The organism is uncultured Chloroflexus sp., from assembly GCF_937129525.1.
Lineage (GTDB): Bacteria > Chloroflexota > Chloroflexia > Chloroflexales > Chloroflexaceae > Chloroflexus.
This window is the reverse complement of sequence record NZ_CAKZNK010000069.1, coordinates 1-12,847: the sequence shown is the minus strand read 5'-3', so window position 1 is coordinate 12,847 and position 12,847 is coordinate 1. Positions and strand designations below refer to the sequence as shown.

General features: G+C 52.2%; 14 protein-coding genes and 2 pseudogenes. 10 read left to right on the top strand and 6 right to left on the bottom strand.

Annotation, left to right across the window (positions count from 1 at the left end):
- Together Q0650_RS08665 and tcmP are read right to left on the bottom strand one after the other, a co-directional pair.
- Window positions 1-200 (bottom strand): DUF5131 family protein (locus Q0650_RS08665; protein ID WP_298817961.1); only part of this gene is annotated, 200 nt, incomplete at its 3' end.
- 55 nt (window positions 201-255) lie between these two features.
- Window positions 256-1,052, bottom strand: a pseudogene (gene tcmP, locus Q0650_RS08660) (three-Cys-motif partner protein TcmP).
- Window positions 1,053-1,655: 603 nt separating this feature from the next.
- Here tcmP and Q0650_RS08655 point away from each other — a divergent pair.
- Both Q0650_RS08655 and Q0650_RS08650 read left to right on the top strand, forming a co-directional pair.
- Complete coding sequence (locus Q0650_RS08655; protein ID WP_298817960.1) at window positions 1,656-2,162, top strand: hypothetical protein; 507 nt, start codon at window positions 1,656-1,658, stop codon at window positions 2,160-2,162.
- Window positions 2,159-3,463, top strand: coding sequence for a glucosaminidase domain-containing protein (locus Q0650_RS08650; RefSeq protein WP_298817958.1), 1,305 nt, complete (start codon window positions 2,159-2,161; stop codon window positions 3,461-3,463). Before Q0650_RS08655 ends, Q0650_RS08650 begins: the two co-directional genes overlap by 4 nt.
- Window positions 3,464-3,778: 315 nt before the next feature.
- Here Q0650_RS08650 and Q0650_RS08645 read toward each other — a convergent pair whose 3' ends face one another.
- Complete coding sequence (locus Q0650_RS08645; RefSeq protein WP_298817956.1) at window positions 3,779-4,417, bottom strand: response regulator transcription factor; 639 nt, start codon at window positions 4,415-4,417, stop codon at window positions 3,779-3,781.
- 321 nt (window positions 4,418-4,738) lie between these two features.
- Between Q0650_RS08645 and Q0650_RS08640 the strand changes: the two genes are divergently transcribed.
- The 7 genes and pseudogenes from Q0650_RS08640 to Q0650_RS08610 all read left to right on the top strand — a co-directional run.
- Window positions 4,739-5,536: an APH(3') family aminoglycoside O-phosphotransferase gene (locus tag Q0650_RS08640; protein WP_298817963.1), complete on the top strand. Its 798-nt coding sequence runs from the start codon at window positions 4,739-4,741 to the stop codon at window positions 5,534-5,536.
- 116 nt (window positions 5,537-5,652) lie between these two features.
- Window positions 5,653-5,883, top strand: coding sequence for a hypothetical protein (locus Q0650_RS08635; protein WP_298817955.1), 231 nt, complete (start codon window positions 5,653-5,655; stop codon window positions 5,881-5,883).
- Between the two features lie 7 nt (window positions 5,884-5,890).
- Window positions 5,891-6,889 (top strand): site-specific DNA-methyltransferase, encoded by a 999-nt coding sequence (locus Q0650_RS08630; protein WP_298817954.1) that lies wholly within the window; start codon window positions 5,891-5,893, stop codon window positions 6,887-6,889.
- The gene (locus Q0650_RS08625) at window positions 6,886-7,842 is read left to right on the top strand and encodes a hypothetical protein (RefSeq protein WP_298817953.1); all 957 of its coding nucleotides are present in this window, start codon (window positions 6,886-6,888) and stop codon (window positions 7,840-7,842) included. Before Q0650_RS08630 ends, Q0650_RS08625 begins: the two co-directional genes overlap by 4 nt.
- 630 nt (window positions 7,843-8,472) lie before the next feature.
- Entirely contained in the window at window positions 8,473-8,679 is a 207-nt protein-coding gene (locus Q0650_RS08620) for a hypothetical protein (protein ID WP_298817952.1), read from the top strand.
- 272 nt (window positions 8,680-8,951) lie between these two features.
- On the top strand, window positions 8,952-9,584 hold the full coding sequence (locus Q0650_RS08615; protein ID WP_298817950.1) for a transposase: 633 nt from the start codon (window positions 8,952-8,954) through the stop codon (window positions 9,582-9,584).
- Window positions 9,572-9,965, top strand: a pseudogene (locus Q0650_RS08610) (type I restriction endonuclease); the annotation flags it as partial. The gene Q0650_RS08615 and the pseudogene Q0650_RS08610, both read left to right, overlap by 13 nt.
- Before the next feature lie 107 nt (window positions 9,966-10,072).
- Here Q0650_RS08610 and Q0650_RS08605 read toward each other — a convergent pair.
- The 3 genes from Q0650_RS08605 to Q0650_RS08595 all read right to left on the bottom strand — a co-directional run bounded on the left by Q0650_RS08605 (window position 10,073) and on the right by Q0650_RS08595 (window position 12,121).
- Window positions 10,073-10,837 carry a nucleoside phosphorylase gene (locus Q0650_RS08605; protein WP_298817946.1) on the bottom strand — a complete coding sequence of 255 codons (765 nt, stop codon included), beginning with the start codon at window positions 10,835-10,837 and terminating at the stop codon, window positions 10,073-10,075.
- Between the two features lie 126 nt (window positions 10,838-10,963).
- Window positions 10,964-11,719 (bottom strand): cyclopropane-fatty-acyl-phospholipid synthase family protein, encoded by a 756-nt coding sequence (locus Q0650_RS08600; RefSeq protein ID WP_298817945.1) that lies wholly within the window; start codon window positions 11,717-11,719, stop codon window positions 10,964-10,966.
- A gap of 138 nt (window positions 11,720-11,857) precedes the next feature.
- A complete protein-coding gene (locus Q0650_RS08595) occupies window positions 11,858-12,121 on the bottom strand; it encodes a hypothetical protein (RefSeq protein WP_298817942.1) in 264 nt (87 codons plus the stop codon).
- 215 nt (window positions 12,122-12,336) lie between these two features.
- On the opposite strand from Q0650_RS08595, the gene Q0650_RS08590 reads away from it, so the two are divergent.
- A partial coding sequence (locus Q0650_RS08590) for a putative iron-sulfur cluster-binding metallochaperone (protein ID WP_298817940.1) occupies window positions 12,337-12,847 on the top strand: 511 nt, incomplete at its 3' end.

The window sequence follows — 12,847 nt, the reverse complement described above, 5'->3', positions numbered from 1 at the left end:
GTTTTCCAGCGTAGCGGCTCGGTCAGCGCGGCTGGATGGAGCGTCAGGCGAAACCCGTTCCGATATTTGTCTAAACCCATAGCCTGGAGCCGCAGCGCCATCCGTTCGGCGTAGCAGTGTTTGCAGCCGGGGCTGACTTTGGTGCAACCGGTCAGTGGATTCCAGGTAACTTCTGTCCATTCAATGCTGGTACGCGCCATGCAAGGGTACTCCGGCGATTAGTCGGGATAACTTCTTTCATTGTAACACAAATGTTCAAATTGGTTCAGTCTTAGTCAAGATATGATCTGCTATCTTTATTGCTGTTTTCGCTCCTCTTTGATTGCTCGCAGCGAAACACAACAGGTATAGCGGGGTATTGCGCGCGCTAGCGAGCATGCGCGGTTTTGGAGCCACATCAGCGAAAATGGTTTGCAATCGTTCGATGAAAAATTGACCGATTTGCTGCAAGTTTGCTGTTTTTGAGCTGATCTCGTTGCCGAACATGTCTGATTGTCGCTGATAAAATCGATCTTTCCAGTCCTCGGTGCCGAAAAAGTCGGTGAGTTTCTGTTCCCAGACTTTTGGAGGAGGACTTTTTCGGGTCAACAGACGGTTTACTGCTACGCCAAGGGGAAATAGTACCCAGAGATCAATTGCTTTCGTTGCGGCAATTTCTTCTAACAGATGCCATTTGACCTGCATTCCATAAGGATCGAGAAAGACAACTGCGCGAGTTTTTTCCAGTCAACCGTTTGCAACCAGTCACTCAAGGCTTCATTGGCGTCACCTTGCTTGATGACGATACGACATTGTGGGAATTCATTGCAAAGGTCGGTCAGTTGCTGCGCGCGATGTTGATTCTTTTCAATAAACAGGTATTCGTTGAATGGTTCTGGAAGGTTCAGCGCAATGCGAGCGCTTCCGGCAAGAAACTGTTGAGGCTCTTCGCCAAGCAACTCATCGAACATAGTGGATTCTTCTGGCAACGATCGGTAACCTGATCCGGCGAAAGCGTCAACGTAAACGGTGTGAAAGAAGCGCGCTCGCTCATTTCTCGTGAAAATCTTCATATATGCTGCGAGGTATTTGCGCAGCATTTCCAGCTTTTCTTCAGTCCAGTTGCCACCAAAGCGATGACGAGCTGTCATCATTGAACTCCGTTGCGTGTTCACATAACCAATTCGATACATAGCTATACCGGGAAAAGACGAAATTACTACTTTGTAGAATACTACAATTCCACTATTTAAGGAATATCTGTTTCGATCAAATGGCATCTTCTGGCATCTGCGCGTTCGTTCAAAGCAATTCCTGACATGGCAGTAATGGTTTGCTCCAGAATTGGAATCGCAAACAACACTCGATCAGCGTAGAAAAATGAGAGCCTGCGATGACAGACCTGCTTTGCCATAGTTAAAACATGCCCGAGCAGACGTTATTTGACCGTAATCTCTGTCAATCTAGAGTCGGCAAGTGTGGCGCGCGTCAGGTGCGATTTTTGTATTGTGACCTTCTATAGTGATGATGTTCGGCGACCGTTACATTGCCGGAAAAATGCGGTTGACGAACGGCCAGGTTTCTGGTAAAATCAGAACAAATGTTCTATCTTGTAACGGCGCATATCAATCCAGGATCGAGCGACGGTGCGCGAGGTTTAACACAGGAGGGCGGCGATGGCTACAACCAGCCGTGAGCTTCAACCGGCGCGACGAATACATTTGCTCAGTCGCGTGTTCAACAGAATAATCATGATTCTGGCAGCGACAGCGCTGGCAATCGTGATCGGGGCGTTGAGCGAATCGGCTCGCATTCTGCTCGATGACTGGCGTTACGGTCGGCCTCGCACGACCCATCTGACCGGCTATGCCGGCCTGCCGGCGGAACGATCCGGTCAGCCGTCGCGTTTCGTCGCGCTGAATCTCGATCGGCAGGTCGTGATCATCGCTCTGCCCGGCGGCGACCTGACCCAGATACAAACCTGGCAGGGACCATACCTCTTCGGGTTACACGAAGATCTCACGCCTGTGGTATTATCATTGGAAGATGCCGACAACGATGGGCTAGCCGATCTACTGGTTACAATCCATCAAGAGCGACTAGTCTATCTCAATCGTGATGGCACGTTTCGGTTGCCCACTCCCGAAGAGTGGCACCGGCTGGCGCAGGAGCATTCCAGGTGAGCGCGCACTCGAACCGCAGGCGAACCCGGCGATTGGGACAGCCACTCTTTCAAATTGAAGATGCAGGCATTGAGCGCGCGCCAGCGCAGCCGCTGGCTGAAATGATCGCCGATCTCGACGAGACAATCGCCGATCGCCACCGTCTTCCACCTGCATATGAATCTTCGGAGCCGATTGGTTTGCGAGTGCCCCCGGAGGTGCGCGCAGCCTTCAAACGCGCTCAGCAATCGACGCGCGCTGTCGGTTCGGGCAATGCGCCTGACCAGACAGCCCGTCAGCCTGTGGCGCCACCCTCAACCAGAAACGATCCGGGCCGAAATAGTGAGCGATCTGCTTCGGCGGCAGCCAACGCGCCATCTGCCGTTTCGCATCGCGCAGCCAGGCCTGCCACTGTCGTGACTGCTACCCTTAAGCGCGAGGTAGCGCGAACTGATGCGCTGCCGGCACCGCCAGCGCAACCGGGTTCACGCCCAATCACGGATAACGTGACTGCTCGTCAGACGTATCCCGCTCGCGCTGCGACCACATCGACAGTCGCTGAGATGCCGCTTCGACGGAGCAACGTTCCTGCATATGTGCCGGTTTCTCTGCTTCCCGAAGCTGAATTGCCGTTATCGCGAGAACGTTGGATCGACCCGACAGTTCAGGCTAAATGGTTCAATCGCCCGCTAGTGCAAGTTACCATTGGGCTTATCAGCCTGGTGGTAATCGCTTTGTACTGGTTCTTTTCGTCAGCCGCGCCAATTTTAAGTTTTCAGTATGCCAGCGTTAGCGAGCGCGAAGCGGCGGCAAATATCGCTCTGGCCGCAGTAGCGCCGCCAGCGACAGGCGATTACCGTTTGCGTGCCGGCCCAAGTCTAACGCCGGAGCAGATTGATCAGATTTTGCGCAGCTATGGCTCACCGGCAACCGGCACCGGCGCGATCTGGTACCGGCTCGGCCTGGAATACAACATCGACCCGGCCTACGCTGTCGCCTTTTTCATCCACGAGAGCAGCGCTGGTGTTAACCCAAACTGGGCCGGGCGCAAGCCTGATGGCAGCACAACCCACAACGTCGGCAATATTATCTGCGCCGGTTATCCGACCTGCTATGGCCGGTTCCGTGATTATCCCAACTGGGAAACAGGGATTGCCGACTGGTACCGGCTGATCGATGTTGAATACATTCGAGGCCGCGGATTGCAGACAGTCGCTGAAGTTATCCCGATCTACGCGCCGTCGATCGAAAATGATGTGCAGGCCTACATTAATGTGGTCACCAGCCTGGTCGATCGATGGCGCGCCGGTCAAATCCCCTGATTTGGTGGCTGGCGCCATGGGGTTGAATGAATTCGGCACGATTGTCGAATCCACATGGCATGATCTGTTTAATCACGTAACGGGGATCGGATTTGGATGGTTGATCGTGATGCCCAATCAGGGATTCAGGGATCATCAATGCTTCAGGGGCGACGCAGCGCGTCGCCCCAATCGCCGTTATCGCATGCGTAACCCTGCGGTCGAATGGGTTGCCCCCGCCATCGCGCGGGCGATTTGTTCGGCGCGGTGGCGCGCGGGGAAATGGAATGGAACGAAATGGGTCAGATTACCTGCCAATGGTGGGTAGACATCCCATTATTTGACCAGTTTGTGCTGCAAGGCAATGACCGCAGCTTCGGTGCGGTTGGCTGCGTCTAGTTTGGAAAGCACGTTGCTGACGTGAAATTTAGCCGTTGAGGGACTGATCCCCAACCGTTTGGCAATCTGATCGTTGTTCAGGCCTTCTACCATCAGCTCCAGCACTTCGCACTCGCGCATGGTCAGATCAAAGCCACTGTTTTCGGCGGGGTGACGGGCAGGCTGAATGAGCGCCTGAGCAGCTTCTGGCGCAAGGATTGGTTTGCCCATTGCGGCAGCGCGGATGGCGCTGGCGAGTTCGGCGGCGGTCACATCTCTTTGCAGGCAACCAATCGCTCCGGCTTGCAGCGCGCTTTGCGCCAGTTCCTGCTCTTTGGAACTGGTTGATACAATGACCTGCACATCGGGGCAGTGCTCGCGCAACTGACGGATGACAGTTGTCCCGTCCATGTCAGGCATGACCAGATCCATCAGGACCACATCGGGCTTGATAAGCGGGCAGCGCTCCAACGCCTGTGCGCCGCTTTCGGCTTCGCCCACCAGTTCCATATTGTCACAGGTCATCAGAAAGATCGCCAGGCCGCTGCGTACAACGGCATGGTTGTCAATCACCATGACGCGAATGTTATTTTGCATAACGGTCTCCGTCCCGTTGCCATCGAATATTGTGGTCTTTTGTGATTACTTTGTCAATGCGACGTTCAGAAAAGATTGAGCGATAGCAGACATAATTTTCACGGCATTGGTGCGCTCACTTGCGGCATATGATACCGTAAGCGATGTTTGAGGGCAATGCTGAGACACAGTAATGTTCTTCAGGTACAATTAGCGAAAGCGAACCTCTCGAACCAACAGCGCAGTTGGAAGACAGCTTGTATACGACCAGATACTTCATTGCGCTGCGCAGATAGCCACCGGTCGATTGTTGCGAAGATTTTTTCCAAAGAAGATAATGCCATGTCGGGATTAAGATTGCCCAGGCAATTGGGTGAAATGACAAAAAATTATCGCTTTGTCAAGGATACAGCGGGCATGTCTCCGGCTCGCGTGTATCGATTAATCGGGCCACATGAAAATCTCTATTTAAAAATATCCGATCGCCGCTATCAAGGAACAACATATGATGTCGAGCGTGAAAAAGACATCATGCTCTGGCTTCAGGGTAAACTGCCGGTTCCCGAAGTATTGCACTTCGAAGCGGATGAAGACGAAAAATTTTTGCTGATGCGCGAAGCGATCGGTGATGCAGGTTACGCATATTACGAAAAACAGCGCGATCCCAAACAAATGATCCGCATCTACAGCGAAGGTATCAAACTTTTGCAGGCCATCGATGTGTTTGATTGCCCCTTTGTCAGTGACATCGATTATCGACTGAATGAATTGGATTATTTGCTGCGGCATAACCTGGCGGATACCGACACCGGCAATTGGGAAGAGGATACACCTTTTAGAGATCCCAATGAGTTATATGCTTTTCTCAAAATGCATAAGCCCGGCGAAGAATTGGTTTTTTCGCACGGCGATTTCGGAGACGGTAACATTTTCATCATGAACCATCAAATAAGTGGGTTTATCGATTTGGGAAGAAGCGGAAAAGCGGATAAATGGTGTGATATTGCTCTTTGTGTTCGTTCCATTCAACACGACATGGGCAATGACGAAGAGTATCTTGAACTATTTTTCGAGCTGCTTGATCTCGAACCAGATTGGGACAAGATAAGATACCACGTGTTGTTGGATGAGTTATTTTGAGGAAAGAAAGAGCCTGGATTGCGGCGCAGCGGGCGTCTGACCAGGGCGTGTTGTGAGGATAGGGACCCGGACGTGTCCAGGAGAGTTCGGGATAAATCTGTGGTGAACGATCCTGTATGAATGGCATCAAGGATGCGACGATTCTGCGCAGTGCGCGCAGAGTGAGCAGCGTGATCTGGGTGGCCGAATCGCCGCGTCGCGTGGAGTCAGGCGACCGGATGGCGGTGTTGTGCGTGGAAGACGGGTTATTGGGTTGCCTGATCACGGTGTCGCTGGTATACTTGGGGTGCAGGCAGCAAGATCTTCGTTGTGTTGGTCAGCAATTCCAAGCGTTAAACGGAGTATAATAAGGCCATGGAAACCTTTATTTCTAAGATCAAAGAACTATCTGCTGAATATGATCGAAATAAGGAAATACCAACTTTTTTTGGGCAACAAATGCTTAGAGGAACTGTTTTTGATATTGATGAATCAAAGGTAGATATCAATACACCCACGTTATTCTATTCCCATCCCCACGGCGAAATATGGATCGGAGATGCCATTATCTGGCTTCGCACGCTAGAATCTGGTTCGGTTGATATGATTTTTGCCGATCCACCCTACAATATCAAAAAAGCTGAATGGGATACCTTTGAATCTCAGAAAGAATACGTTGAGTGGTCATTAATGTGGATACAGGAAGCAGCCAGAGTTTTAAAGCCTACTGGCAGTCTATACATATGTGGGTTTTCTGAAATTATTGCCGACTTAAAATTGCCAGCATCTCGATTTTTCAAGGGATGTCGTTGGCTTATTTGGCATTATAAGAACAAAGCCAATCTTGGCTCGGACTGGGGTCGTTCCCATGAGAGTATTCTTCACTTCAGAAAGAGCAAAAATTTTACTTTCAACATTGATGATGTGCGCATTCCCTATGGCAATCATACCCTAAAATATCCAGAACATCCCCAAGCTGAAACCAGTCAATATGGAAGGGGAAATGGGAGAAAGAGGGCTGTATGGAAACCACACCCACGCGGCGCAAAGCCCAGGGATGTTATTGAAATACCTACAACTTGTAATGGAATGCACGAGAAAACGCCTCATCCAACGCAGAAACCTGAAGAACTTTTACGCAAGTTGGTTCTAGCATCATCTAATGTTGGAGATCTCATCATAGATCCGTTTCTTGGCTCTGGAACAACTGCTGTGGTTGCCGAACAGCTTCAACGCAATTGGAAAGGCTGTGATATGTCGTTAGAGTATTGCCGATGGGCCGTTCGGCGTATTGAGTTGGTGGAAGATTGGCCGATAGAAAAGTGGATTCAATATGATTTTGAAAATGCAGAGAGAAGGAAAGCCATTCGATGACAGAAATCACATTGGCAGACTTGCAAAACAGTGTTCGAAACACGAGCGTTTTCAATAGACTGGAAGATTATTGCCAGCTATGCCAAACTTTCCTCGAACTTATGCAGAAAATGCGACTAACTCCCATTGTTTCTCCAACGAACAATGATTATGTGTTCTATCAGTATAACGAAGATTACAGTTATAGAATCACTCGACCTCTAAATAAGAATTTATTTGTCGACTCAAAAGTAGAATTTATGGCCGCTTTTCAACGATTTAAGTCATTCCTCGCTGATCTCAAACAATATCAGGATACGATACTTGATCGAGAAGAAGCCAAAAGATATATCGAAACTTCCGAGATCAATAGAGTCGTTTATACAGTGCAACAATCTATCGGCAGTATTGCGGATTCTTTTGAGAATCCTAATCCGTCAAGAAAGCGTGTGGGACAACTCTTTGAAGCTCTTGTCAAGCTTATCATCAAGGAAGTGGGGTTAGAATGCGAACATCGCACCATAAGCATTCCGATACCTGGTTATACAGGCCATAAGATGTCTTACGAGCTGGATTTGGTATTTTCTCGCAACAAGGCTATTGTTGCTACCCAGACCAGATTCATCCATGAATCAGAAATCGTTGGCTCTGTAAAGACTACAAGCAAAGATCGAATTGACAAGATTTTTCTTGACAAGTATTTGTTGACCAAACTGCTGGGAAGAGAAGTACCTGTTATTGCTGTCTTTTTGCATGATGTTCAAAGAGCGAAAGCTGGTCATAGCATTTTTGGTGTCAATTCGACTTTCAAAAGTAATCATTTTATAGGCTATACCGTAGCGTTGAATAGGTTAGACGGCGTATACTATGTCGATCTACGTCCAGAAATGAGCGCCAATGAGAGACTTCGAGAACAGATCAAAGACTTTCAAACATTTCTGGTTCAAGATTTGTGGCGGTTTTCCAGCAGATAAGGGTTTGTTTGTCAGAAATTGCCAACTAACCCGCGCTTTCACCTGACGCTGCGCGGCGCAGATAAAGCGCAGGCAATTAGACCTTACTACCGCCTGGTAGCTATAGCTGTAGGAGGTGAAAAATGAAAGGGATCGCAACTGTCAATTTCAAAGGTGGAGTTGACAAGACAACTGTGACCTGACTTCTTGCCAAATATGCAGCAGAACAAAGTAAGAGGGTCTTGGTTGTAGATACAAATTCACAAATGAGTCTTACACTTGCTGTACAATTACAGGAAAGTGGTGCTATGTACGGGGAATTCGAGCGTTGGCATGAAAATCAGTATAGAAAAAAGAAATAAAACTGTTCTTAATGCTCTTGAGCAGTATAACAGAATGAAAGATTGTTGTTTCGACTTTCCGACTGATACCTCTTTAATATATATATCATACATTAGATGAGCGAAAATCTCTGAAAGAATTGTCCTCTTCTCTGACTGCCTGGCACCTGCTGAACTGGGAGCGATTCCGGAGGGGTGGGAGGTGGGATGTCTCAGTGTTGTTGCAGATCATCCCCGTCGCAGCATTCAAGCCGGACAGGTAGATCTCGATACACCTTCATCACGTCACAGCACACAAAAAGACTGCGGAATGCGACCGCGCGACCGCGCATTGGTGCGTGATGAGGAAACTGGCTGGCTGTTCTCTGGTCGTTGTCTGCGAGTTCGACCGAACCCTCTCGGCACGCTGGACGACAAAAGCGAACCGAACCGCAAAATGAGCGAAACGCTGGAAGAAATGGCGCGGACGCTGTTCAAGGCGTGGTTCGTGGATGTCGAGCCCGCGCGCCAAATGTAGGGGCGGGTTTCAAACCCGCCCTACGCCGCTTCCCCGACCGCGTGGTATCTTCCGACGCCGGCTCGACAGGCACGAAGATGCCACGTACAAGCTAGACAGATATATCACGGTACGAGCTTATTCGGCCACCAAGACGCATAGAAGCATTGTTCACAGATTTGATCCGTCCATCGGTTGGACGTATCATTACCAGTATTTACGAATCCCGCACCTTCGCCGCCTGCGCGACGCGCTGTTGCCGAAATTGATTTCCGGCGAAATACGAGTGAAGGATGCGGAGAAATTCCTCTAGGAGCACGGCCTATGACCTCGATCTTCAACGCCACCACCACCGTTCCATCCGCCTGAAGGGGCACGATTACGCACAGACTGGTGCGTATTTCATCACGATTTGCGCGCAGGATCGGGTCTGTCTGTTCGGCGAGGTGGTGGATGGGGAAATGCGGTTGAATGAGGCGGGAAAAATCGTGCATGCAACGTGGGAGGGTTTGCCCAATCATTACGCTAACGTTGTATTGGACTCGTTTGTTGTCATGCCAAACCATCTGCATGGTATAGTTATGTTGCACGACCCCAACGTAGGGGTGGGTTTCAAACCCGCCCCTACAGAAACCGCCCCGACGATTTGCAAATCGCCAGACAATGCCACGCCATTGCCCAAACGATATGGCTTGCCCGAAATCGTGCGCGGATTCAAAACCTTTTCTGCGCGCGGTATCAACACCCTGCGCGGCACGCCCGGCACGCCTGTCTGGCAACGCAATTATTATGAACACATCATTCGCAACGACGATGCCTTGAACCGCATCCGCCAATACATTGCGGATAACCCACTGCGCTGGACATTCGACCGTGAAAACCCAACCGCCATCAACCCTGAACCGGAGGACGCATGGCGTATCTGACCGAATCCGACGTTGAATCTGCTGCCCTGGACTGGCTGAAAGCCGCGGGCTGGCAAATTGCCCACGGCCCCGCCATCGCCCTGGATACGTCTCTTGCCGAGCGGCGCGACTATGGCGAGGTGATCCTCGCCCAACGCCTGCGCAACGCGCTGGCGCAGCTCAACCCTGAGCTGCCTGCCGAGGCGCGGGAGGATGCTTTCCGCAAGCTCACCCATCCCGAAGGCGCCGACTTGCTTCAGCGCAACCGCACTCTTCACCGGATGCTGGTGAACGGCGTCGCCGTCGAGTACCGCGCGCGCGGGTGAGGTTCGCGGCGCGCAGGCGCGGGTGATTGATTTCGACGACCCGACGGGTAACGACTGGCTGGCGGTCAACCGGTTCCGCTGTGAGAGTCTCCTTTCTGCACTTCGCGCCTATCAAGACATCAGGTGGGAGGGTAGCGTTTCACCTGGTCAGTTAGTGAGGATGGCGCAATCGGGTATGCGCACTCACAACCTCAGGCAGGCATCCGCCGCCAGCCAGAACAGGCTCGCGCGCACTTCCTTGCGCGATTGCCAGCCGCGCCTGTCCCAGTTCTCGCCGCTCAGGTCGTCGCCTGCGTACAGAATCTGCCCCAGCCGAACGTTCCTGAACTGCGCCACGGCCAGCAGACTGGCGGCTTCCATTTCAACGGTCAGGCAGCCTTCGCCGCGGCGGGTGTCGATCATAGCTTGGGTTTCGCGGTAGGGGGCGTCGGTCGTCCAGGTTTTGCCGCTGACGAATGGCACCCCCCGCGCTTGCAGCGCGGCGCGCATCACTGCGAGAACCTCTGGCTGTGCCTGGATTTCGCGACCAGGCGGGATGTAGTGATAGGACAGCCCCTCGTCCCGCACCGCGCTCTCGACCAGGATGAGTTTGCCGACGGCCAGGCTCTTGTCTAGCACGCCTGCGCCGCCGATGACGACGAACGTTTTACAGCCGAAGGCAATCGCTTCTTCGAGCAGACCGGCGGCCAGCGGCGCGCCCACGCCGGGGTGAAAGAACGCCAGCCGCCTGCCACGATATTCGATTTCGTAGATGGGGTGCTCGCCATCTTCCCAGCGACTGACCGCTACCACCCGCGCCTGTTGTTCGGAAACCACGTTGTCATTCACGTCGCGGAAAAACGAGATGATGCAATGCTCCGGCACATCACGCGGCTTGATGATCCGGGAGGGTTCAATCTTCGCTTCCGCAGCGAAGTCGTGCTCAAGGATGGGATAATTTAGTGTCATAGTTCTCCTGTTGACGGGGGAACAAAACGTCTGCTAAGAGTGGTCACTGCTCAACATTTGCTTCAAACCGGTGATGGTCATAAGCGAAAGGAACGGATCCTGGCCTGATGGCAGGTAGGGAATTGGTCAAGTCCCAACTACTTGCCCCAAATAAAACACATAACCGTACCAGTCCGAATACTGGCGGTAGACCTCGATTTCGGCGCATTCCGAATCCAGCGCAGCCTGAGCTTCGGGGTTCTCGCGATACGCCTGGCGCAACAGTTCAATGCGGGCAGCCATCGGATGATAATAGTTGTCCCACCAGTCGCGTTCGGGCAGGGTGAAATGACCCAGGGAACGATAACCCGCCGCAGCGAGGCGCGTCAGGTTTGCTTCGACAGAGGCCATGCCGGGATAGGCTTCATCCCAAAACGCGCGCGCCGCTTCGGGCAGATTCGGCTTGAGCCACGAGATTTCGGTCACGGCAATGAGACCTCCCGGTTTGAGCAGCCTGCGCCATTCACGCAATCCGCGTTCGAAGCCGATGATGTAGATAGCACCCTCTGACCAGATCAGGTCGAAGGGGTGATCGAAATCCAGGTCAAACATGGAAGCCTGGAGCGGATGAATGCGGTCAGCTACGCCAGCCTGATCGGCGCGATGGACGAGTTCATCCAGAAAAGGCTGATGCGTATCGACGGCGATAATGTGGCCGCTCGTGGCGCGTGCCAGAGCAACCGTCTGCGCGCCGGGACCGCAGCCAATATCGAGGATGCGGGCAGAAGCGGGCAGTGCAGGCAGCATCGACAACGCTCGCAAAGTAGAATCATCGCTGCCGGGGGCTTCGCGTGGCAGGTCACGGTGGACTTGCCAGAAGATGTTGTGGTTCAAGTCGGTCATAAGACGCTCGCGAAAATGTTGTCTGGAAACAGTAACCGCCGAGGGCGCAGAATACATAGAGAGATTATAGAATACGATGAATAACATTGGGGGAAGGGGCGACGCGCCGCGTCGCCCCTATCGCCGTTATCGCATGCGTTACCCTGCGGTCGGATGGGTTTCCCCCACCATCCGATGGGTCGCCCCCGCTATCGCGCGGGCAAATGTGTCCGGCGCGGCGGTGGTCGCAGCGATAACGGTGTCTTGCTGAGCCGTGACGATGACGACAGATCGCGCGCAGGCAGCGCGACCCACTCGTTTCGGCCTCAAGGTCACGTGGCACGCTCGCTGGCCACTGCGCTCCCAATGGCGCGCCTGCCCTGAATAACGTCGCGCCTCAACGACGATGCGTGGCCGTGTCAACGGTGTCGTTCCGGTCGAGTGCGCCTGCCGACCTGTTTGATGCTCAACACATTCGGTCTGTCAAACTCGCGACAGCGCGGGGCTGGCACGCGCATCGTTCGCTGCCTGCCGGACGGTGGATACTCGCAGGAGCGCGCTCGCGCAAAACGATGAACGCCCGGCATGTTAACATATGAGCGTGGTATTTTTTGCGTCAAGGTTAAGGAGATGTTGATATGAGCGAGAATTGTTGTTCGCAAGCGTCCGCGGGAAGCGCAGTTTGTGAACTTCCATCGTCAACAATTCAGCGCCTGTCTTACCCAGAAACGGTATGCTTTGAATGTCATCAAAGAGGAAAGGCTGTACAACGTCAAACTGTTAAGGCACTGGTATCCGTTTCACTTCGCGCTATTCAGGATACGCAATACTATTTCTGCCGCACACAGTCGTGTCCTGTTGTGTATTACGCGGCAGATTGGAAATCTACATTTACAATTCCCCAGTTGCGTGAGCGTGTTTATCAAAAAGAACCAAACGCAGATGATGTATATGTATGCTACTGTTTCCGGTACACCGTAACGGAAATTCGCAATGCTTCATCTGAAACCCGTGTTGTCATAGTAAACGACATCATTGCCGGCATTCAGTCTGATCAATGCGCCTGTGATTTGCGAAATCCACAAGGTTCATGTTGTTTGGGAAATGTGCGCAGTCTGATGAAACAGGTGAATCGGATGTCTACTCAAC